This is a genomic window from Kitasatospora sp. CMC57, from assembly GCF_045866025.2.
Classification (GTDB): domain Bacteria; phylum Actinomycetota; class Actinomycetes; order Streptomycetales; family Streptomycetaceae; genus Kitasatospora.
In genome coordinates, this window is sequence record NZ_AP035881.2 from 2,763,240 (window position 1) to 2,785,052 (window position 21,813).

The 21,813-nt window shown below is 71.0% G+C and carries 16 protein-coding genes; 10 read left to right on the top strand and 6 right to left on the bottom strand.

Annotation, left to right across the window (positions count from 1 at the left end):
• Nucleotides 1-98 precede the first annotated feature (98 nt).
• Nucleotides 99-1,529: a xylulokinase gene (gene xylB, locus ACKUU6_RS12115; RefSeq protein WP_407988510.1), complete on the bottom strand. Its 1,431-nt coding sequence runs from the start codon at nt 1,527-1,529 to the stop codon at nt 99-101.
• A gap of 71 nt (nt 1,530-1,600) precedes the next feature.
• On the opposite strand from xylB, the gene xylA reads away from it, so the two are divergent.
• On the top strand, nt 1,601-2,788 hold the full coding sequence (gene xylA / locus ACKUU6_RS12120; RefSeq protein WP_407988511.1) for a xylose isomerase: 1,188 nt from the start codon (nt 1,601-1,603) through the stop codon (nt 2,786-2,788).
• A gap of 7 nt (nt 2,789-2,795) precedes the next feature.
• On the opposite strand, the gene ACKUU6_RS12125 is transcribed toward xylA, so the two are convergent.
• The 3 genes from ACKUU6_RS12125 to ACKUU6_RS12135 all read right to left on the bottom strand — a co-directional run bounded on the left by ACKUU6_RS12125 (nt 2,796) and on the right by ACKUU6_RS12135 (nt 6,588).
• Nucleotides 2,796-3,317, bottom strand: a complete 522-nt coding sequence (locus tag ACKUU6_RS12125; RefSeq protein ID WP_407988512.1) for a GtrA family protein — start codon at nt 3,315-3,317, stop codon at nt 2,796-2,798.
• A gap of 129 nt (nt 3,318-3,446) precedes the next feature.
• Entirely contained in the window at nt 3,447-5,843 is a 2,397-nt protein-coding gene (gene lon, locus ACKUU6_RS12130; RefSeq protein WP_407988513.1) for an endopeptidase La, read from the bottom strand.
• A 109-nt stretch (nt 5,844-5,952) separates the two neighbouring features.
• On the bottom strand, nt 5,953-6,588 hold the full coding sequence (locus tag ACKUU6_RS12135; RefSeq protein ID WP_407988514.1) for a rhomboid-like protein: 636 nt from the start codon (nt 6,586-6,588) through the stop codon (nt 5,953-5,955).
• A 541-nt stretch (nt 6,589-7,129) separates the two neighbouring features.
• On the opposite strand from ACKUU6_RS12135, the gene ACKUU6_RS12140 reads away from it, so the two are divergent.
• The 6 genes from ACKUU6_RS12140 (at nt 7,130) to ACKUU6_RS12165 (ending at nt 15,626) form a co-directional block, all read left to right on the top strand.
• Nucleotides 7,130-7,867, top strand: coding sequence for a response regulator transcription factor (locus tag ACKUU6_RS12140; RefSeq protein ID WP_184914369.1), 738 nt, complete (start codon nt 7,130-7,132; stop codon nt 7,865-7,867).
• 83 nt (nt 7,868-7,950) lie between these two features.
• Nucleotides 7,951-9,165 carry a sensor histidine kinase gene (locus ACKUU6_RS12145; RefSeq protein WP_407988515.1) on the top strand — a complete coding sequence of 405 codons (1,215 nt, stop codon included), beginning with the start codon at nt 7,951-7,953 and terminating at the stop codon, nt 9,163-9,165.
• 223 nt (nt 9,166-9,388) lie between these two features.
• Nucleotides 9,389-13,138 carry a multifunctional oxoglutarate decarboxylase/oxoglutarate dehydrogenase thiamine pyrophosphate-binding subunit/dihydrolipoyllysine-residue succinyltransferase subunit gene (locus ACKUU6_RS12150; RefSeq protein ID WP_407988516.1) on the top strand — a complete coding sequence of 1,250 codons (3,750 nt, stop codon included), beginning with the start codon at nt 9,389-9,391 and terminating at the stop codon, nt 13,136-13,138.
• A 176-nt stretch (nt 13,139-13,314) separates the two neighbouring features.
• Entirely contained in the window at nt 13,315-13,494 is a 180-nt protein-coding gene (locus tag ACKUU6_RS12155; RefSeq protein ID WP_057226968.1) for a DUF6104 family protein, read from the top strand.
• Between the two features lie 181 nt (nt 13,495-13,675).
• Complete coding sequence (locus tag ACKUU6_RS12160; RefSeq protein ID WP_407988517.1) at nt 13,676-14,578, top strand: DUF4097 family beta strand repeat-containing protein; 903 nt, start codon at nt 13,676-13,678, stop codon at nt 14,576-14,578.
• A 1-nt stretch (nt 14,579) separates the two neighbouring features.
• Complete coding sequence (locus ACKUU6_RS12165) at nt 14,580-15,626, top strand: helix-turn-helix transcriptional regulator (protein ID WP_407988518.1); 1,047 nt, start codon at nt 14,580-14,582, stop codon at nt 15,624-15,626.
• Nucleotides 15,627-15,723: 97 nt separating this feature from the next.
• Here ACKUU6_RS12165 and ACKUU6_RS12170 read toward each other — a convergent pair whose 3' ends face one another.
• Together ACKUU6_RS12170 and ACKUU6_RS12175 are read right to left on the bottom strand one after the other, a co-directional pair.
• A complete protein-coding gene (locus tag ACKUU6_RS12170; protein WP_407988519.1) occupies nt 15,724-16,686 on the bottom strand; it encodes a zinc-binding dehydrogenase in 963 nt (320 codons plus the stop codon).
• A 137-nt stretch (nt 16,687-16,823) separates the two neighbouring features.
• Complete coding sequence (locus ACKUU6_RS12175; protein ID WP_407988520.1) at nt 16,824-18,020, bottom strand: NAD(P)-dependent malic enzyme; 1,197 nt, start codon at nt 18,018-18,020, stop codon at nt 16,824-16,826.
• A gap of 662 nt (nt 18,021-18,682) precedes the next feature.
• Here ACKUU6_RS12175 and ACKUU6_RS12180 point away from each other — a divergent pair.
• The 3 genes from ACKUU6_RS12180 (at nt 18,683) to ACKUU6_RS12190 (ending at nt 21,810) form a co-directional block, all read left to right on the top strand.
• On the top strand, nt 18,683-19,600 hold the full coding sequence (locus ACKUU6_RS12180; RefSeq protein WP_407988521.1) for an ABC transporter substrate-binding protein: 918 nt from the start codon (nt 18,683-18,685) through the stop codon (nt 19,598-19,600).
• Nucleotides 19,601-19,861: 261 nt separating this feature from the next.
• Nucleotides 19,862-20,791, top strand: coding sequence for an ABC transporter substrate-binding protein (locus ACKUU6_RS12185; RefSeq protein WP_407988522.1), 930 nt, complete (start codon nt 19,862-19,864; stop codon nt 20,789-20,791).
• Nucleotides 20,792-20,850: 59 nt separating this feature from the next.
• Nucleotides 20,851-21,810, top strand: a complete 960-nt coding sequence (locus ACKUU6_RS12190) for an amino acid ABC transporter permease (RefSeq protein ID WP_407988523.1) — start codon at nt 20,851-20,853, stop codon at nt 21,808-21,810.
• Nucleotides 21,811-21,813: the final 3 nt, after the last annotated feature.

Below are 21,813 nucleotides of genomic sequence, written 5' to 3' on the forward strand. Positions count from 1 at the left end.
CTCGCCGGTCCGGCCCGCACCCGCCACCCCCGATGTCCGTACCGTCCGCGCGCCGGTCCTCGCGGCGCGACGATCCGTCAGCGTAACGGCCCGGGCGTTCAGGCCCCGAGCAACCCCCCGGCGGCCGCCAGGGTGACACCGATCCGGTCCAGCGTCTCCTGGTCGCGGGGGACGGGGTCGAACACCGGTCCCGCCGAGGTCTGCCAGCGGCGGGCGACGGCGGCCGGCTCCTCGCCGGTCAGCAGGGCGGCGGCCTGGGCGGCGGCGCCGAGCGCCACCAGCTCGGTGGCGGCGGGCAGCTGGACCGGGCGGCCGGAGAGCCGGCGGACCGTCTCCAGCCAGGCCCGGCCCCTGGCCCCGCCACCGATCAGCAGCAGGGGCGCGTCGGACGGCGGCTCGGAACCGGCCTCCAGCACCTGGTCGAGCGCGGTCAGCAGGGCGTACGCGGCTCCGTCGTACGCCGCCTGGAGCAGCTGGCCGCCGGTGGTGTCGTGGCGCAGGCCGTGCAGCAGGCCCGAGGCGTACGGGAGGTCGGGGGTCCGCTCGCCGTCCAGGAACGGGAGCACGACGGCGCTGCCACCCGCTTCGACGGCCTCCCGGTCCCGGCCGAGCAGGGCGGCCAGCCGGTCCACCGCGAGGGTGCAGTTGAGCGTGCAGGCCAGCGGCAGCCAGTGCGTACCGTCAGCCGCCGCGAACCCCGCCACCACGCCGCTCGGGTCGGTGGGGCGTCCCCGGGTGAGCGCGTAGGCCGTCCCGGACGTCCCGAGCGAGACCACCGCCTGACCGGGCGTCAGCCCGAGCCCGAGCGCGGCCGCCGCGTTGTCCCCGGCCCCGACCGCCACCAGGGCACGTCCGGAGGCCAGCGGCCCGGTGGAGTGCGCCGCGCCCGCGTGCGCGGCCAGGGACTTCGGGTTCCGGTCCGCGGCCTCGGGGAGCAGACCGAACGGCAGGCCGACCAGTTCCAGGATGTCGGCGTCGTACCCCGAAGGGCCCCACCACCCCGTGCCCGAGGCGTCCGAGGGCTCCGCCACCGCCTTCCCGGTGAGCCGTTCGGTGAGGTACTCGTGCGGCAGCCGCACCGCCGCGACCCCCGAGGTCAGCCCCTGGGCCCGCAACCAGGCCCACTTGGTGACCGTGAACGAGGCGCCGGGCACGCTGCCGACCCGGCGGGCCCACTCGTCCCGTCCCAGCTCCTGGACCAGTGCGGCCGCTTCGGGCGCCGAACGGGTGTCGTTCCAGAGCATCGCCGGGTGCACCGGGGAGCCCGCCGCGTCCAGGGTCACCAGGCCGTGCTGCTGGCCCGCCACCGAGACGGCGTCGGCCCGGTCGGCGTGACCGGTTGCGGCCACGGCGGTGCACAGCGCCTGCCACCACTGCTCCGGGTCGCTCTCCCGTGCGCCGCCGGTACCCCGGACGGTGTGCGGGGCCCGTCCCTCGCCCAGGAGCTCACCGGTGGCGACGTCCACGGCCAGGGCCTTGGTCGCCTGGGTGGAGCTGTCGATCCCGATCGCGATCTGCCGTGCCGCCATGCCGCCCGCCCTTGTTAGTCGTCCGCCACCTCTTCCCGGTGGCGCGCCCGGATACTAGTTTGTTTTCTGCCATGACGAATAGAGGAGAGGCCACCGTGAGCACTCTGACCCCCACCCCTGCGGACAAGTTCACCTTCGGACTGTGGACCGTCGGCTGGCAGGGCCGCGACCCGTTCGGAGACGCCACCCGTCCGGCCCTGGACCCGGTGGAGACCGTCCACCGGCTGGCGGAGCTGGGCGCGTACGGCGTGACCTTCCACGACGACGACCTGATCCCGTTCGGCTCCGGCGAGGCCGACCGCGACCAGGCCGTGAAGCGGTTCCGGCAGGCCCTGGAGACCACCGGCCTCAAGGTGCCGATGGCCACCACGAACCTGTTCACGCACCCGGTCTTCAAGGACGGCGCGTTCACCGCCAACGACCGCGACGTGCGCCGGTACGCGCTGCGCAAGACCATCCGCAACATCGACCTGGCGGCCGAGCTCGGCGCCACCACCTACGTCGCCTGGGGCGGCCGCGAGGGCTCCGAGCACGGCGCCGCCAAGGACGTCCGGGTCGCGCTGGACCGGCTGAAGGAGGCGTTCGACCTGCTCGGCGAGTACGTCACCGAGCAGGGGTACGACATCCGGTTCGCGATCGAGCCCAAGCCGAACGAGCCGCGCGGCGACATCCTGCTGCCCACCATCGGCCACGCGCTGGCCTTCATCAACGAGCTGGAGTACGCGGACCGGGTCGGCCTCAACCCGGAGGTCGGCCACGAGCAGATGGCCGGTCTGAACTTCCCGCACGGCATCGCGCAGGCGCTGTGGCACGGCAAGCTCTTCCACATCGACCTGAACGGCCAGTCCGGCATCAAGTACGACCAGGACCTGCGCTTCGGCGCGGGCGACCTGCGCCAGGCGTTCTGGCTGGTGGACCTGCTGGAGAGCGCGGGCTACGACGGCCCCAAGCACTTCGACTTCAAGCCGCCGCGCACCGAGGACCTCGACGGCGTCTGGGCCTCGGCGGCCGGCTGCATGCGCAACTACCTGGCCCTCAAGCAGAAGGCCGCCGCGTTCCGGAGCGACCCCGCCGTCCGGGCCGCGCTGACCGCCTCCCGTCTGGACCAGCTGGCCCGGCCGACCGCCGAGGACGGCCTCGCCGCCCTGCGCGCCGACCGCTCCGCGTTCGAGGACTTCGACGTCGAGGCGGCCGCGAAGCGCGGCATGGCCTTCGAGCAGCTCGACCAGCTCGCCCTGGACCACCTGCTCGGCCTCTGACCACCCGTCACCGACCGGCCCCCGACCGGGGCCGGTCGGCGGGCAGCAGATCGGCCCGACGGGTGAAGACCCACCGCTTCATCGCCCAGTACCGGAAGAGCATCGCCAGGAACGTCCCGACGATCATCCCGCTGACGAAGTCGGCGGTCTCCTCGACGGACGCGGTGACGTGCGGCTCCCGCAGCTCCAACAGGTACCGGGAGACCACCAGTGGCGCATCGTTCACCAGCACCGCCAGCCCGCTGACCAGCAGGTACAGCGCCGCCTCGCGCTGCCGCCCGTACGCCCGGAACGACCACTGACGGTTCAGCACGTACGACACGACCGTCGCGACCACGGTCGCGACGGTCAGCGCGACCACCGGCTTCCCCGCGAACACGGTCTGCCGCAGCCCGTAGTTGAGACCCATCGTGAGCAGGAAGCACGTCCCGCCCACCAGCAGGAACTTCACCGGCCTGCGGTACCGGACCAGGAACGGCCGGAACCGGAGCGGGACCCGGGACAGCACCCGTTGGGTAGGTGACGGCATTTCGGCAGTTTCGCACGCATCTGTCCCGTCACCCCGGCCCGGCACACGCCGGGGGCCCGGACTCGTGCGAGTCCGGGCCCCCGGGCCGTAGCCGGCCGGTTCCCTACGGCCCGTGCGGCCGCACCAGCCCTACGCGGCGGCCACCAGCACCTCAGCCGGCTCCAGGGCCAACCGCAGCACCTCCCGCACGTCCGCCACCGGGTGCACCGTGAGCCGCGCGAGCACCTCCGCCGGGACGTCGTCCAGGTCGGGTTCGTTGCGCTTGGGGATGATCACCGTGGTGACCCCGGCCCGGTCGGCCGCGAGCAGCTTCTGCTTCACGCCGCCGATCGGCAGCACCCGCCCGGTCAACGACACCTCGCCGGTCATCGCGACGTCCGTCCGCACCTTCCGGCCGGAGAGCAGCGAGGCCAGGGCGGTGGTCATGGTGATGCCCGCGCTCGGCCCGTCCTTGGGGACGGCCCCGGCCGGGACGTGCAGGTGGATGCCGCGCTCGCGCAGCCCGGTCACCGGCAGCTCCAGCTCGGCGCCGCGCGACCGCAGGTAGGAGAGGGCGATGTGCGCCGACTCCTTCATCACGTCGCCCAGCTGCCCGGTCAGCGTCAGGCCGGTGGAACCGGTCTCCGCGTCCGCCAGCGAGGCTTCGATGTAGAGCACGTCGCCTCCGGCGCCGGTCACGGCCAGGCCGGTCGCCACACCGGGCACGGCGGTGCGCCGCTCTTCCGGCTCCTGGGCCGCCTCGGGGGTGTGGTGCGGGCGCCCGATCAGCGCGCGCAGCTCGTCCGGACCGATCGCGGCGGGCAGTTCGCGCTCGCCGAGTTCGCTCTGTGCCGCGATCTTCCGCAGCACCCGGGCGATCGACCGCTCCAGGTTCCGGACGCCGGCCTCCCGGGTGTACTCCCCGGCCAGCTTCCGCAGCGCGCTCTCGTCGACCGTCACCTCACCCGCCGTCAGCCCGGCCCGCTCCAGCTGGCGCGGCAGCAGGTGGTCGCGGGCGATGACGACCTTCTCGTCCTCGGTGTACCCGTCCAGCCTGACCAGCTCCATCCGGTCGAGCAGCGGCTCGGGGATGGACTCCAGCACGTTGGCGGTGGCGAGGAACACCACGTCGGAGAGGTCGAGCTCGACCTCCAGGTAGTGGTCCCGGAAGGTGTGGTTCTGCGCCGGGTCGAGCACCTCGAGCAGGGCGGCCGCCGGGTCGCCCCGGTAGTCCGAGCCGACCTTGTCGATCTCGTCCAGCAGCACCACCGGGTTCATCGAACCGGCTTCCTTGATCGCCCGCACGATGCGCCCGGGGAGCGCGCCGACGTACGTGCGCCGGTGCCCGCGGATCTCCGCCTCGTCCCGTACACCGCCGAGCGCCACCCGGACGAACTCGCGCCCCATCGCCCGCGCCACGGACTCGCCGAGCGAGGTCTTGCCCACCCCGGGCGGCCCGACCAGCGCCAGCACCGCACCCGCACGGCGCCCGCCCACCGAGCCGAGGCCCTGGTCGGCCCGCCGCTTGCGGACCGCCAGGTACTCGACGATCCGGTCCTTCACGTCGCCCAGCCCGGCGTGGTCGGCGTCCAGCACCGCGCGGGCACCCGCGATGTCGTACGCATCGTCGGTCCGCGTGTTCCACGGCAGTTCGAGCACGGTGTCCAGCCAGGTGCGGATCCAGGAGCCCTCGGGCGACTGGTCGGAGGAGCGCTCCAGCTTGTCGACCTCCTTGAGGGCCGCCTCGCGGACCCTCGTAGGGAGCCCGGCCGCCTCGACCCTGGCCCGGTAGTCGTCCTCCTCGTCGGCCGGGTCGCCGTTCAGCTCGGCCAGCTCCTTGCGGACGGCGTCCAGCTGACGGCGGAGCAGGAACTCCTTCTGCTGCTTGGCCACGCCCTCCTCGACGTCCTTGCGGATGGTGTCGTTGACCTCTTCCTCGGCGAGGTGGTCGCGGAGCAGGGTGAGCGCGTACTCGAGCCGGGTCAGCTGGTCGGCCTCCAGCAGCACCTTGAGCTTCTGCTCGGTGGTGGCGAAGGGGGCGTAGCCGATGTTGTCGGCCAGCTCACCGACGTCCTCGATCTGGGCCACCCGGTCGACGATCTGCCAGGCGCCGCGCTTGCGCAGCCACTGGGTGGAGAGCGCCTTGTACTCCTTCACCAGCTCTGCGGCCCGCCCGGCAACCGGCAGCCCGGGGTCGGACTCGCGGAACGGCCCGGTCTCCACCCAGAGCGCCGCCCCCGGACCGGTCGTCCCGGCGCCGATCCGGACCCGGCGGACGGCCCGGACCAGGGCCGCCGGGTCGCCGTCGGCCAGCCGGCCGACCTGTTCGACGGTGGCCAGCGTGCCGACCGCCCCGTACGAGCCGTCCAGCCTCGGCACCAGCAGCACCTGGGGCTTGGCCCCGCCGCCGACACCGGCCCTGGCTGCGTCGACAGCGGCCCGCACCTCGGTGTCCGACAGGTCCAACGGGACCACCATGCCGGGCAGGACCACCTCGTCGTCGAGCGGCAGCACGGGCAGAGCGAGCGGTGTGGACGTCGATGCCATGATCTCTCCCCAGTCAGTGAAGTTGAGTTGACCTGACTAAGGTTTGGCACCGGTCGATTGTTCCCCCGCCACTGTTCGCCCTGAGCGATCAGCGGGGGCCGAGCCGGACTCAGGCCCGCGAGGGCGCCAGCCGGCGGACCAGGCGACGGACCGGGAGCCGCCCCCCGCCCCCGCGCAGCAAGTGCCCGACGGCCACGCCGATCAGCAGCGCGGACGGGTGGCCGACCCGGCTGACGAGCTCGGTCTCGGAGAGGAACTGGTAGCCCGTCATGGTGGCCGCCCCGGCCAGCACCAGCGGGCGGGCACGCCCCGGCAGCAGCGACGCCAGCGCGCCCAAACTGGCCAGTACGCCGTAACTGACACCGATGTCGACACTGTCCAGCGCCCCGGGGGCGAGCCGGCCGGTGGAGACCGCGAGCCCGACCGCCGCCTGCGAGAGCAGGGTGGCCAGCACGTGCCCGGCGGCCAGCACGCCGACCGTGCGCGCGGCGCCGATCCGGCGCTCCAGCGGCGCGACGGTGAGGGCGAAGGCCCAGAAGTACGGCATCCAGACCGGCCCGGCCACCCAGAGCCCGCTCAGGAGCAGCGCCCGGACCGGGTGGTCGAGCAGGTTGTGGGCATCGGAACTGGAGAACGCCTGGAGCCGGTGCACCAGCTCCGGATCGCCGACCCGGGCGTACAGCGTGGTGGCCAGCAGCACGGCGAGGTACCCGAGTGCGAAGGGGTTGCGGCGGGGCGTGGGCACGAAACTGCGCAACCGTGACCGCAGATCCGCCATTCCACCCACCACCCGACTCGTGTCACCATGTGACTTGTCGTGCTCACGGTACTTCGCAGTCCTGGGAGCGCGCTGTGAATCCGCTGTGAACATGGTTCGAACCAGCACACCCCTTGGTCCGGACCATCCCTTTGTTTACGGACAAGCAGCCGTTGTCCTGAGGAGTCTGCCATCCCTTCGACGGCATACGCACCGTTACGGGCGATATTTTCGCCGGGTAAGGTATCGCCCCGTGCCTCACCCCCGGCAGGACCGGCACCGGCCCACAGGCCGGTTCCACCCGGTTCACCTGCCGGGATGCTCGCGGTGTCCGTACGCTGCGAACAGTGCCGAGCGGTGCACGGACCACACCCGTGCATCCCTTCGGAACCCGAGACCTCGGCGGACGGTCCGGGTGACCCGGGCGGGCCTGACACAGGTCCGTCACGACGGAGACAAGACGACTACGAGCGGACCCCGCTGTCCCCACAGGCAGCCGGGCCGCAGCCCTGGGGGCGGTGGCGTGACCGTGACTGAAATTCAGCAAGAGACCATCAACAGCAGCACTGCGGTGAGCACTCAGCGACGAGTACTCGTCGTCGAGGACGAGCCCACCATCGCGGAGTCCATCGCGGCCCGGCTCGGTGCCGAGGGGTTCAAGGTCGCGGTGGCGCACGACGGCCCCGGCGCGGTCGACGGCTTCCACACCTGGCAGCCCGACCTGGTGGTGCTGGACGTGATGCTTCCCGGCTTCGACGGCCTGGAGGTCTGCCGTCGGATCCAGGCCCAGCGCCCGGTGCCGGTGCTGATGCTGACGGCCCGCGACGACGAGACCGACCTGCTGGTCGGCCTCGGGGTCGGTGCCGACGACTACATGACCAAGCCGTTCTCGATGCGCGAGCTCGCGGCGCGGGTGAACGTGCTGCTGCGCCGGGTCGAGCGGGCCCAGCAGGCCGCCCGCACACCGGCCCTGGGCAGCCTCCGGTTCGGTGAGCTGGAGATCGACCACGTGCAGCGCCGGGTCAGGATCGGCAGTGGCGACGTCCACCTGACGCCGACCGAGTTCGACCTGCTGGCCTGCCTGGCCGCCCAGCCGCGAGCGGTGCTGACCCGGGAGCAGCTGCTCGCCGAGGTCTGGGACTGGACCGACGCCTCGGGCACCCGCACGGTGGACAGCCACGTCAAGGCGCTGCGCCGGAAGATCGGTGCCAGCTGGATCAGAACCGTCCACGGCGTCGGGTACGCCCTGGAAGCACCGCTCTCCTAGTCGCGCACGGAGCAGGGCCACCGGGGGGCCCACGCTTCGTCAGCACGACCGGCGAGTCTCGCGGGGGACGACGCAGAGGCGACATGACCTTTCCACAGCAACGCAACGGCGCACCGCGCAGTGCGAACGATCCGGCCCGCCGCGGCCTGGCCAGCCGGGCCGCGACTCGGCTCTGGGCCGACATCAGACCACTGGACCCGGTCCGTTCGATCAAGGGCAAGCTGACCCTGCTGGTGATCGTCTCGGTCTTCCTGGCCAGCCTGATGGTGGTGGTCGCGATCCGGTCCGAGACCCAGATCCGGATCATCATGATCTTCTCGATGATCGCCTCCTTGCTCTTCATGCAGCTCCTGGCCCACGGTCTGACCGCGCCCCTGCGCGACATGACCGCCGCCGCCCGGGCCATGGCCGAGGGCGACTACAGCAGCCGGGTGGTGGTGACCTCCCGGGACGAGATCGGCGAGCTGGCCACCACCTTCAACCGGATGGCCGGTGACCTGGAGGCCGCCGACCGGCACCGCCGCGAGCTGATCGCCAACGTCTCGCACGAGCTGCGCACACCGATCGCCGCGCTGCGCGCCGTCCTGGAGAACGTGGTGGACGGCGTGGTCCAGCCCAATCCGAAGACCCTCGGTGCCGCGCTGGAGCAGACCGAGCGGCTCGGACGCCTGGTCAGCCACCTGCTCGACCTGTCCAAGCTGGACGACGGCGTGGTGCCGCTGGACGCCCGCAGCTTCGAGGTCCGCCCGTTCCTGGACGGCGTGCTGCGCGGGCTCACCGTGGACGGCGCGACCGCCGGCGGCGCGTACGGGCGGCGCGAGGACGTCCGGTTGGCGCTGGAGGTCCGCCCGCCCGCGCTGGCCGCGGTGGCCGATCCCGAACGACTGCACCAGGTGGTGGCCAACCTGGTCGACAACGCCTGCAAGCACTCCCCCATCGGCGGCACCGTGACGGTGCGTGCGATGGCGGGCGAGGGCCCGGGCGCCCTGCAGTTGGAGGTCGAGGACGAGGGGCCCGGCATCCCCGAGCAGGACCGCGGGCGGGTCTTCGAGCGGTTCGGCCGCAGCGGCACGGCCACCGCGCTCGGCCCCGGCAGCGACGGCGGCACCGGCCTGGGGCTGGCGATCGCCCGCTGGGCGGTGGATCTGCACGGCGGGCGGATCGGCGTGGCCGAGACCGCCAGGGGCTGCCGGATCGTGGTCACGCTGCCCGGCGGGGTACCGTCCGACCAGGAGTTGTCACCGAACTGGGACATTCCCGCAGCGGGGACTGCAGCTGGTCCAGCGCGCCTGCACTGACCTGCAATAATGTCCTTGTATGAGGGGATTTCCACCGTTCAGGGAAGCGATCGCTTCCCCGTCGTTGGAACTTTCTAACGCACAGTTTCAGCCAAACCACCGGCCGGCACTGTGATCTGGGTGACGCCTGGCCCAGGAGGACTGCGCGATCAGTGATCGTAGGCGTAGCCTTAATCCCCGCTGTCCACCATCCCAAAAGGAAGCGGAAGAGGGCGGTTGCCCCGTGTCGCCACACCCTGAAACCCCCGTCAGCTCGGCAAGCTCCACTGGCTTCGGCCCCAACGAGTGGCTCGTCGACGAGATCTACCAGCAGTACCTCCAGGATCCGAACTCGGTAGACCGAGCCTGGTGGGACTTTTTCGCCGACTACAAGCCCGGTACCGAGGTGACTCCAGTGACCCAGGCCGCGACCCAGGTCGGCCCCACGCCGACCGCCGTTGCCGCCCCTGCCCCTGCTGCTGTTCAGGCGGCGCCCGCCCCCGCTGCACCGGCCGCCGCCCCCGTGGCCGCGCCGGTCCAGTCGGCGCCCGCGCCACTGGCAGCCGCTCCGGCCGCGCCGCCCGCGCCGAAGGCGGCCCCTGCGGCCGCTGCCGCGCCGGTCGCGGGGTCGGGCCCCGAGCTGATCCCGCTGCGCGGCCCCTCCAAGGCCGTGGCCACCAACATGGACGCCTCCCTGGAGGTCCCGACGGCGACGTCGGTGCGCGCCGTGCCGGCCAAGCTGTTGATCGACAACCGCATCGTCATCAACAACCACCTGCAGCGCGCCCGTGGCGGCAAGGTCTCCTTCACCCACCTGATCGGGTACGCCCTGGTGCAGGCCATCAAGGCCAGCCCCGGGATGAACCACAGCTACAAGGTGGAGGACGGCAAGTCCTACCTGGTCAAGCCCGAGCACGTGAACCTCGGCCTCGCCATCGACCTGGTGAAGCCGAACGGCGACCGCCAACTCGTCGTCGCGGCCATCAAGAAGGCCGAGACGCTCGACTTCCTCGGCTTCTGGCAGGCGTACGAGGACATCGTCCGCCGGGCCCGCGCCAACAAGCTGACGATGGACGACTTCACCGGTGTCACCGTCTCACTGACCAACCCGGGCGGCATCGGCACCGTGCACTCCGTGCCGCGCCTGATGCAGAACCAGGGCACCATCGTCGGCGTCGGCGCGATGGAGTACCCGGCCGAGTTCCAGGGTTCGTCCCCGGACACCCTGGCCAAGCTGGGCATCTCCAAGATCATGACCCTGACCTCGACCTACGACCACCGGGTCATCCAGGGCGCGGCCTCGGGCGAGTTCCTGCGCACGATCCACCAGCTGCTGCTCGGCGAGCACAACTTCTACGACGATGTCTTCGAGTCGCTGCGGATCCCGTACGAGCCGGTCCGCTGGGCCACCGACGTCGCCACCACCCACGACGACGAGGTCAACAAGACCGCGCGCGTCATGGAGCTGATCCACTCCTACCGGGTCCGCGGTCACCTGATGGCCGACACCGACCCGCTGGAGTACAAGCAGCGCAAGCACCCCGACCTGGACGTGGTCCAGCACGGGCTGACGCTGTGGGACCTGGAGCGCGAGTTCGCGGTCGGCGGCTTCGGCGGCCAGAAGATGATGAAGCTCCGCGACATCCTCGGCCTGCTGCGCAACACGTACTGCCGCACCGTCGGCATCGAGTACATGCACATCCAGGACCCGAAGCAGCGCAAGTGGCTGCAGGAGCGCCTGGAGAAGCCGTACACCAAGCCGGAGCGCGAGGAGCAGCTGCGTATCCTGCGCCGACTGAACTCGGCCGAGGCCTTCGAGACCTTCCTGCAGACGAAGTACGTCGGCCAGAAGCGCTTCTCGCTGGAGGGCGGCGAGTCGCTCATCCCGCTGCTGGACGCGACCATCGACGCGGCGGCCGAGCACCGTCTCGACGAGGCCGTGATCGGCATGGCCCACCGCGGCCGGCTGAACGTGCTGGCGAACATCGTCGGCAAGCCGTACGGCAAGATCTTCGGCGAGTTCGAGGGCAACCTCGACCCCAAGTCGATGCACGGCTCCGGCGACGTCAAGTACCACCTGGGCTCCGAGGGGACCTTCACCGGTCTGGACGGGGAGACCATCAAGGTCTCGCTGGCCGCCAACCCCTCGCACCTGGAGGCCGTCGACCCGGTGGTCGAGGGCATCGTCCGCGCCAAGCAGGACGTGCTGGACCAGGGCGGCACCACCTTCCCGGTGCTGCCGATCCAGATCCACGGTGACGCGGCCTTCGCCGGCCAGGGCGTCGTCGCGGAGACCCTGAACATGTCGCAGCTGCGCGGCTACCGCACCGGTGGCACCATCCACCTGGTGGTCAACAACCAGGTCGGCTTCACCGCCGCCCCGGCCAGCAGCCGCTCGTCGATGTACTGCACCGACGTGGCGCGGATGATCGAGGCGCCGATCTTCCACGTGAACGGCGACGACCCGGAGGCCGTGGTCCGCGTCGCGCGGCTGGCCTTCGAGTTCCGTCAGGAGTTCCACAAGGACGTCGTGATCGACCTCATCTGCTACCGCCGTCGCGGTCACAACGAGGCTGACAACCCGTCGTTCACCCAGCCGCTGATGTACGACCTGATCGACAAGAAGCGCTCGGTGCGCAAGCTCTACACCGAGGGCCTGATCGGTCGCGGCGACATCACCATGGAAGAGGCGGAGCAGGCGCTCCAGGACTTCCAGGGCCAGCTGGAGAAGGTCTTCTCCGAGGTCCGCGACGCGGCCTCGGCGCAGGCCCCGGCCGCCAACGGCAAGCCGCAGGCGGACTTCCCGGTCAACATCCAGACCGGCATCTCCGAGGAGATGGTCAAGCGGATCGCCGCCTCGCAGAGCAACCTGCCGGAGTGGCTGACGGTGCACCCGCGCCTGCTGCCGCAGCTGCAGCGCCGCACCGCCTCGGTCGAGGACAACACCATCGACTGGGCCATGGGCGAGACGCTCGCCATCGGCTCGCTGCTGATGGAGGGTCACCCGGTCCGGCTGGCCGGCCAGGACAGCCGCCGCGGCACCTTCGGCCAGCGCCACGCGGTGCTGATCGACCGGGTCACCGGCGAGGACTACACCCCGCTGCTGTACCTGACGGAGGACCAGGCCCGCTACACCGTCTACGACTCGCTGCTCAGCGAGTACGCGGCGATGGGCTTCGAGTACGGCTACTCGCTGACCCGGCCGAACGCGCTGGTCATGTGGGAGGCGCAGTTCGGCGACTTCGTCAACGGCGCGCAGACCATGGTCGACGAGTACATCGCCTCCGCCGAGCAGAAGTGGGGCCAGCACTCGGGCGTCACCCTGCTGCTTCCGCACGGCTACGAGGGCCAGGGCCCGGACCACTCGTCCGCGCGTCCGGAGCGTTTCCTGCAGATGTGCGCGCAGGACAACATGACGGTCGCGATGCCGACCCTGCCGTCGAACTACTTCCACCTGCTGCGCTGGCAGGCGCACAACCCGCACCACAAGCCGCTGATCGTCTTCACCCCGAAGTCGATGCTGCGTCTGAAGGCGGCGGCCTCGGCCACCTCGGAGTTCACCTCGGGCTCGTTCCGTCCGGTCATCGGTGACACCACCGTCGACCCGGCGAACGTCCGCAAGGTGGTCATCACGGCCGGCAAGTTCTACTACGACGTCGAGGCGGCCCGTACCGAGCGCGGGGTCACCGACACCGCGATCGTCCGGGTCGAGAGGCTCTACCCGCTGCCGGTGGCCGAGCTCCAGGAGGAGCTGGCCAAGTACGGCGACAACGTCCAGTTCGTCTGGGCGCAGGAGGAGCCGGCCAACCAGGGTGCCTGGCCGTTCATCGCGATGAACCTGGTGGACCACCTCCAGGTCGTCGTGGGCCGCAGCGCCGGCGCCGCCCGCCTGCGCCGGGTCGCCCGCACCGCCTCGTCCGCCCCGGCGGTCGGTTCGGCCAAGCGGCACGGTGCCGAGCAGCAGGCGCTGCTCGACGAGATCTTCGCGATCTGACGCTCCGTCCGGTGGCCACGGGCCCCGTCCTCCGCTCCGGCGGCGGGCGGGGCCCGTGGTCGTCCCGGGTCCCCAGTGGCCTGCCGCTGCGACTTCGCCGCGGACGACGCCAAGGCCACGGACCAGCGGCCCCGACTATCCTGGGCCGGTCACACCCCAACCGACCGGAGCACACCGTGTACTTCACCGACCGCGGCATCGAGGAGCTGGCGAGCCGGCGCGGCGACGAGGAGGTCACCTTCGAGTGGCTGGCCGAGCGCCTGCGCGAGTTCGTCGACCTGAACCCGGACTTCGAGATCCCGGTCGAGCGGCTGGCCACCTGGCTGGCCAGGCTCGACGACGAGGACGAGGACTGATCCAGCTCCCGAACGAGGGCCCGACGGCGACCGCCGTCGGGCCCTCGGCTTTCCCCGAGGCGACCCTGAGTCGACCCTGAGGTTCCCCCGGGAGCGCCTTGACTTCGCCGTTACGCGATATATCGTGTTGTTCAGGGAGACGCGATACATCGCGATCCGACAACGGGAGGCGGACACAATCATGGGCAAGTGGACGATCGACAAGCCGGACCGGATCATCCTGGACGAGCCGGTCGAGACCTTGCACGTACGGGTGGTCGCGGGTGCGGTGAACGTGGTCGCCACCGACGGGCCCGCCCGCCTGGAGGTCACCGAGCTGGACGGCGAGCCGCTCCAGGTCACCCTGGAGAACGGCATCCTGACGGTCACCTACCAGGACCTCGCCTGGAGCGAGCTGGCCGACTCGGTCAAGTCCGTGGAGACCGTGAAGGCATTCTTCGGCGGTCTGCGCCGCAAGCGCCGCGCCGTGGTCTCGCTCTCCGTCCCGGCGGGCGCCGAGGTCAAGGTGGGTTCGGTCTCGGCCGACGCCACCGTCTCGGGGACCTCCGGCCGGGTCACGGTGCACGGCGCCAGCGGCGAGACCACGCTGGCCGGCCTGGCGGGCCGCACCGACGTCAACACCGTGACCGGTGACGTGAACGCCGAGGCGGTGGCCGGCGAGCTCCGGGTCAACACCGTCTCCGGCCACCTCACCGTGGTCGCCGGTACGGCGGACCGCCTGCTGGCCAAGTCGGTCAGCGGCTCGGTCACCCTGGACGTGGACACCGCCACGCCGACCGACCTGCACGTCACCACGGTCAGCGGCTCGGTCGCCGTGCGGCTGCCCTCGCAGGCCGACACCAAGGTCGAGGCGGGCAGCACCGGCGGCGAACTCTCCAGCACCTTCGAGGAGTTGAAGGTCGGCGGCAGCTGGGGCACCAAGAAGCTCAGCGGCCAGCTCGGCTCCGGCACCGGTCGGCTCCAGGTCACCACCGTCTCCGGCGCGGTCACGGTGCTCCGCCGCCCGGACGCCGAGCCGGACCACATCGACCTGGTCAAGGAACTCCCGGCCGCCCCCACCGACACCACCTCCCAGGAGAGCTGACATGACCCCCGTCTTCGGCCACGGCCGACTCCGCCTGTACCTGCTCAAGCTGCTGGACGAGTCGCCCCGGCACGGCTACGAGGTGATCCGCCTGCTGGAGGAGCGCTTCCAGGGCCTGTACGCGCCCTCCGCCGGCACCGTGTACCCCCGGCTGGCCAAGCTGGAGCAGGAGGGGCTGGTCGCGCACAGCACCGAGGGCGGGCGCAAGGTCTACCGGCTCACCGACGCCGGTCACGCCGAAGTGGCGGCCCGGCAGAGCGAGTTGGCAGAACTCGAGGTGGAGATCCGGGAGTCGGTCGCCCAGCTCGCCGGGGCGATCCGGGAGGACGTCAGGGACAGCGCCAAGGAGCTGCGGGACGAGCTCTGGGGGGCCGCCAAGGACGCTCCGCGCCCCAAGTCCGGGGACGGCGGCGACCCGTGGGCCGGGCCGTGGGGCGACAAGGAGTCCTGGCAGCGCGCCAAGGAGGAGTTCGTCCAGTTCAAGGCGCAGGCCAAGGAGCAGGCGAAGCGGGCCAAGGAGCAGGAACGGGCGGCCAAGCAGAAGGCCAAGGCCGCCGAGGACGAGGCCCGTCGGCTGCGCGCCGAGGCCAAGGCCTCCCGGACGGCCGCCCAGCAGGAGGCGCTGCGGATCAAGCGCCGGATCGAGCAGCAGGTCAGGGACGCCGCGGCCGGCGGCGACTGGTCCGCCGGGATCGCCGAGGGCCTCTCCGAGCTCACCCGCTCACTGGCCGGTCTGGCCGACGCCGCCAAGTGGGGCCACGGCGCCGACGCCCCGGCCGAGGAGGAGGTCAGGCTCGACCGGATCGACCTCGACAAGATCGACCTGGACCGGCTCGACCCCGACCGCCCCCCGGCCGACCTCCCCGCCTGGGCCGCCGTCGACCCCACCGCCGACCCGGCCCGCGAGCTGGAGCGCCTCCTCGACCGCCTCCGCGACCAGGCGCGCGACACCGCCCGGGACACCGGCGTGACGCCCGCTCAACTCGCTTCCGCCCAGCACGTCCTGGCGGCGGCCGCCGACCAGCTCCGCCGCGCGCTGAGCCGCTAGGGCCTGTCCGGCGGATCTTGCCGGGCGTGCTGCCTGGGAGGGTCACGACGGACGAAGGGGGCGGTACCGGGTCACCGGTACCGCCCCCTTCCGCGTGTCACGGTGTCAGAACCAGCTTGCCGAAGACCTCGCCCTTGGCGAGCCGGGCGAAGGCGTCCCGGGCCTCGGTGAGCGGCTGGACGGTGTCGACCACCGGGCGGATGCCGGAGTTGGCGCAGAGGGCGAGCAGAGCGGCGAGCTCGTCCTTGGTGCCCATGGTGGAGCCCCGGACGGTGAGTTCGAGGAAGAAGATCCGGTTCAGCTCGGCGGCCTTCGGGCTCGGGCCCGAGGTGGCGCCGGAGATCACGATGGTGCCGCCGGGCTTGAGCGCCTTCACCGAGTGCGACCAGGTGGCGGCGCCGACCGTCTCCATCACGGCGTCGACCCGCTCGGGCAGCCGGGCACCGCTCTCGAAGGCGGCGTCGGCACCGAGCCCGAGCGCCCGGTCCCGCTTGGCCTCGTCCCGGCCGGTGACCCAGACCCGCAGACCCGCGGCCTTGCCGAGGACGATCAGCGCGGTCGCCACGCCGCCGCCCGCACCCTGGACCAGCACGGTCTGGCCGGGCCGGGCGGCCGCCTTGGTGAAGAGCATCCGGTAGGCCGTCAGCCACGCGGTGGGCAGGCAGGCCGCCTCGGCGAAGGAGAGTTCGGCGGGCTTCGGCAGCAGGTTCCAGGTCGGCACGGCGACCCGCTCCGCGAAGGTCCCCTGGTACCGCTCGGTCAGGATGGACCGCGGCTCGTCCGGGCCGACGCCGTGTCCGCTCTGGCCGATCACCGAGTGGATGACCACCTCGTTGCCGTGCTCGTCGATGCCGGCCGCGTCGCAGCCGAGGATCATCGGGAGCCGCTCGGCCGGCAGTCCGACTCCGCGCAACGACCACAGGTCGTGGTGGTTGAGCGTGGCGGCCTGCACCGTCACCACGCTCCACCCGGGTCTGGCCCCGGGCTCGGGCAGCTCGCCCAACTCCAGTGCGCTGAGCGGGTCATCGGCGTCGATACGGGCTGCATAGGCGGCGAACATGCCCCGGACGATAGCGGTGAACGCGCACTAACCGGAACCGTCCAACGGTGTGACGCCCACTACTGGCACTCGCACCGGCGGACAGGGGCCCGGGGAGCGTCGCCGTTCCCCGGGCCCCTGTGTTCACCAGCCTGTGCCTAGAGCCGTGCGACACCCTCACGCCGCGCAGCCTCCGCGACGGCCTTGGTCACCGCAGGCGCGACCCGCTCGTCGAACGGCGACGGGATCACCTTCTGCGGCGTCAGTTCGTCGGCGACCACGGCGGCCAGCGCCTTCGCGGCGGCCAGCTTCATGCCCTCCGTGATCCGGGTCGCCCGCACCTGGAGCGCACCCGCGAAGATTCCCGGGAAGGCGAGCACGTTGTTGATCTGGTTCGGGAAGTCGGAGCGCCCGGTGGCCACCACCGCCGCGTAGCGGTGCGCGACCTCGGGGTGGATCTCCGGGTTGGGGTTGGCCATCGCGAAGATGAAGCAGCCCTCGGCCATGGTGGCGACGACGTCCTCCGGGACGGTGCCGCCGGAGACGCCGATGAAGACGTCCGCCCCGGCCAGGGCGTCGGCCAGCGAGCCCTTGAGCCCGGTCCGGTTGGTGGCGGCGGCGATCTCGGCCTTGACGTCCGTCAGGTCGCCCCGGCCCTCGTACACGACACCGCGGCGGTCGCAGACGGCCACGTCGCCGATGCCGGCCGCGACCAGCATCTTGGCGATCGCGATGCCGGCCGCACCGGCGCCGGAGATGACCGCGCGGAGCGAGCCGATCTCCCGGCCGGTCACCTTGGCGGCGTTCCACAGCGCGGCGGTGGAGACGATCGCGGTGCCGTGCTGGTCGTCGTGGAAGATCGGGATGTCCAGGGCCTCCTGGAGCCGCCGCTCGATCTCGAAGCAGCGCGGGGCGGAGATGTCCTCCAGGTTGACGCCGCCGAAGGACGGGGCGAGGCGCACCACGGTCTCGACGATCTCGTCGACGCCGGTGCAGGCCAGCGCGATCGGCACCGCGTCCACGCCGCCGAACTGCTTGAACAGGATCGCCTTGCCCTCCATGACGGGCAGCGAGGCCTCCGGGCCGATGTCGCCGAGTCCGAGCACCGCGGTGCCGTCGGTGACGACCGCGACCACATTGGACTTCCAGGTGTAGTCGTTGACCAGCTCGGGCTGCTCGGCGATGGCCGTGCAGACCTTGGCGACACCGGGGGTGTAGGCGAGGGACAGGTCGTCCGCATCGCGCACCGGCACCGTGGCCCGGATCTCCATCTTGCCGCCGCGGTGGAGCGCGAACACGGCGTCGACCGGGTCGTCGGTGTCTTGTGTGCTGGTGTGGATGATCTCCGCTGCCACGATGACCTCTTCGTCATGATCAGCGAGAGCGCGCACCGGCGGACGTCCGACCCGTTCGGAGATACCGAAAGTCCCGGGACCCGCTGAAGCGGACCCGGAACGGGGTCGGGGCACTGCCGTCGGGCAACGCCCTCGATTGAGGGTTTTTGGGTGTCTCTGCGCTGTGCTTCCGGTCTGCCGAGGCGTCGTCCGGTCGGTACCGGATCATGAGCCTAGGTCGGACTCAGGCATCGCACCTATGCCTTCTTGTCCTTTTAACGCGCATGTCATTCGCCGGTAGGGGCACTTGACGACCCCTGAATTCGGAAGTTCCGGGGGTCCTGCACCGACAACGGCGAGCATGCACGCACACCCGCAGGAGTGAACACCAGACACGGAGGGGAGGTGGCGCCTCGAATCCGGAGTCGGCGTCTTCGACTTCCGGTTCTGCGCGCCCCAGGCCTGTCGCGACCTGGCGGTCTGAGTTCTGCTCGGGGGTCACCCGATACCCGATTCTGACACATCCGAGACCCGTTCCGGCAGGGCGGGATGGCAGGATCCCTGTTCCGACCACCGACCAGGACCGTCCGCGCACATGTGAGCGCGGTCCCTCCGGTCCGTCGCAGACCCGCGCCCGGCTCGGTGGCCCGTGCACCCCCTCTCCCACAGGAGGAGCGTCACCCATGCAGCGAACCACCCTCATACCTCGTCAGATCGGCCGTTGCGGAGCGGCCGTGGCGGCGGGGGCACTCCTGCTCACCGCGTGCGGCACCGAGCAGGAGAAGCAGAACGGCGACGACCCGCGCGCGCTGCTCCCGGCCGGCGTGAAGGCCGCCGGCGTGCTCCGGATCGGCTCCGACCTGAACTACGCGCCGGTCGAGTTCAAGGGCCCCGACCAGCAGGCGGTCGGCCTCGACCCGGAGATCGCCGAGGCGGTCGGCAGGGAGCTCGGCCTACGGGTCGAGTTCGTCGACACCTCGTTCGAGAAGCTGATCCCCGGTCTGCACGCGAAGCAGTACGACGTGGTGATGTCCGCGCTGAGCGACAACCGCCAGCGCCGCGAGGGCACCGACGACTCGGGCGGCCCGTCCGGACCCGGTCTCGACTTCGCCGACTACTTCATCGCCGGATCCTCGATCCTGGTCCGCAAGGGCAACCCGAAGGCGATCGGCAGCCTGGACGACCTCTGCGGGCACACCGTCGCGCTCCAGCGCGGCACCACCCAGGCGACCGTGATCGACCGGCAGACCGCCGCCTGCACCAAGGTCGGGAAGCCGCTCAAGGTGAAGCTCTTCGAGAACGACGACCTCGCCCTGGCCGAGCTGGCCGCCGGCCGGGCGGACGCCGACCTGAACGACTACCCGGTGGCCGCGTACGTGGCGCAGCAGCGGGACGACGGCAGGACCTTCCAGATCGCCGGCGCCCAGTTGCAGCCGGGCCCGTACGGGATCGCGCTGACCAAGGAGAGCACCGGGCTGCGGGACGCCCTGCTGAAGGCGCTGAACCGGGTGATCCGCAGCGGCGAGTACGACAAGATCCTCGCCAAGTGGAACGTCACGGACGGTGCGGTGCAGAACGCCGTGGCCAACGGCGGGTTCTGACCGGCTTCGGCCCTACGGTCTGCATACTTATACGCGGAGTGACAGGGGCTCGGGATTGGTCCGGATAGCGGACACTCTGACCCCTCGTTATCCGATTTTGATCTGAATAGTGACCCGATCCCTGACCCCTGATGGCAGGATTCCCACCAACTCGGATCGCTTCAGCCCACCTCGGCGGAGGGTGGCGACAAGCCCCGGCACCCGTACGCCGCCCCCGCGGCGCGCTCCGCCCAGCCTCTCCCACAGGAGGAGACTCCCCCCATGACCGTCCGTAACCCGCGCACCCGCCTCTTCGCCGCCGGTGCCGTCCTGGCCACCGGCTCGCTGCTGCTCACCGCCTGCGGTAGCAGCGGCAGCTCGTCGCCGAGCGGTGCCGCGAGCCCGAGTGGATCCGTCCAGGCCGTCACCGCCGACCCCTCGCTGGCCGCGCTGGTCCCGGCCGACGTGAAGTCCTCCGGCAAGCTGGTCGTCGCGGTCGACGCGTCCTACGCGCCGAACGAGTTCAAGGACGACAAGGGCAACATCGTCGGCATGGACGTCGACCTGGCCAACGCCATCGCGCAGAAGCTCGGCCTGAGCGCGACCGTCGAGAACTCGCCGTTCACCGCGATCATCCCGGGCATCGCCGCGAAGAAGTTCCAACTCGGCATGAGCTCCTTCACGGACACCAAGGAGCGCGAGCAGACCGTCGACATGGTCACCTACTTCACCGCGGGCACCTCGTCCGCAGTGAAGAAGGGCAACCCGGACAAGGTCAGCGCCGACGACCTGTGCGGCAAGAAGATCGCCGTGCAGACCGGCACCACCCAGGCCGACGCGATCAAGGACATCATCAACCCGGCCTGCGTCAAGGCGGGCAAGCCCACCATCCCGAACGACGGCGACAAGTTCGACCTGCAGACCGACGTGACCACCGCGCTGGTCTCCGGCCGCGACCAGGTCATGATGGCCGACTCGCCGGTCATCGACTACGCGCTCAAGCAGACCAACGGCCAGCTGGAGAAGCTCGGCGGCACCACCGACAGCGCGCCGTACGGCGTCGTGGTGTCCAAGGGCTCCGACCTCACCAAGGCCGTGCAGGGTGCGCTCCAGGCGCTGATGGCGGACGGCACCTACAAGTCGATCCTGTCGAAGTGGGGCGTCGAGGCCGGTGCGATCGACAAGTCCGTGATCAACGGCGCCACCAGCTGACCCGTCGTCAGACCACACCCCACCGAAGGTCCCCTGTGAATTCTCCCGACCAAGGGGTGGTGAAGCAGCCGGCACGGCCCGAGAACATCAAGGCCGTGCCGGTCCGCCACCCCGGACGCTGGGCCGGAGCAGTCGTCATCCTGGTTCTTCTGGCGATGCTGCTCCACGCCCTCTTCCAGAACAAGGCATTCCAGTGGGATGTCTTCGCCAAGTACTTCTTCGACTCCAGCATCCTGCACGGCCTGACCGTGACCCTGGAGCTGACCGCGCTCGCCATGCTGATGGGCGTGGTCGGCGGCATCCTGCTGGCCGTCATGCGGCTCTCGCCGAATCCGCTGCTCTCCGGCACCGCCTGGATCTACATCTGGTTCTTCCGCGGCACTCCGGTGCTGGTGCAGCTGGTCATCTGGTTCAACCTCGGCGCCCTCTGGCCGTCGCTGTCGCTCGGTGTCCCGTTCGGCCCCGCGTTCTGGTCCGAGAACACCAACACCCTGATCCCGGTGTTCGTCGCCGCCCTGCTCGGCCTCGGCCTGAACGAGGCCGCCTACATGGCGGAGATCGTCCGCGGCGGCATCCAGTCGGTGGACGAGGGCCAGGCCGAGGCCTCCCACGCGCTCGGCATGAGCCGGTTCGTCACCATGCGGCGGATCGTGCTGCCGCAGGCGATGCGGGTGATCATCCCGCCGACCGGCAACGAGACCATCTCGATGCTCAAGACCACCTCGCTGGTCTCGGTGATCGCGCTGGAGGAGCTCTTCCGGGCCGGGCAGAACATCTACTCCCGGACCTTCCAGACCATCCCCCTGTTGATCGTGGTCAGCGTCTGGTACCTGCTGCTCACCTCGCTGCTGACGGTCGGTCAGTACTACATCGAGCGGCACTACGCCCGGGGCAGCAACCGGGCCCTGCCGCCTACCCCGATCCAGCGGATAAGGGCACTGTTCCAGGGCCGACCCACTCCCCCGCCGGTTCCGCCGGTGACCAACTCCGGGGTGCACGGCGGAGGGAACCTCTCATGACCG

Bases quoted from the DNA above. Each gene is read 5' to 3' on its own strand.
- xylB (WP_407988510.1), bottom strand. From the start codon at position 1,529: ATGGCGGCACGGCAGATCGCGATCGGGATCGACAGCTCCACCCAGGCG.
- xylA (WP_407988511.1), top strand. From the start codon at position 1,601: ATGACGAATAGAGGAGAGGCCACCGTGAGCACTCTGACCCCCACCCCT.
- ACKUU6_RS12125 (WP_407988512.1), bottom strand. From the start codon at position 3,317: ATGCCGTCACCTACCCAACGGGTGCTGTCCCGGGTCCCGCTCCGGTTC.
- lon (WP_407988513.1), bottom strand. From the start codon at position 5,843: ATGGCATCGACGTCCACACCGCTCGCTCTGCCCGTGCTGCCGCTCGAC.
- ACKUU6_RS12145 (WP_407988515.1), top strand. From the start codon at position 7,951: ATGACCTTTCCACAGCAACGCAACGGCGCACCGCGCAGTGCGAACGAT.
- ACKUU6_RS12160 (WP_407988517.1), top strand. From the start codon at position 13,676: ATGGGCAAGTGGACGATCGACAAGCCGGACCGGATCATCCTGGACGAG.
- ACKUU6_RS12165 (WP_407988518.1), top strand. From the start codon at position 14,580: ATGACCCCCGTCTTCGGCCACGGCCGACTCCGCCTGTACCTGCTCAAG.
- ACKUU6_RS12170 (WP_407988519.1), bottom strand. From the start codon at position 16,686: ATGTTCGCCGCCTATGCAGCCCGTATCGACGCCGATGACCCGCTCAGC.
- ACKUU6_RS12180 (WP_407988521.1), top strand. From the start codon at position 18,683: ATGCAGCGAACCACCCTCATACCTCGTCAGATCGGCCGTTGCGGAGCG.
- ACKUU6_RS12185 (WP_407988522.1), top strand. From the start codon at position 19,862: ATGACCGTCCGTAACCCGCGCACCCGCCTCTTCGCCGCCGGTGCCGTC.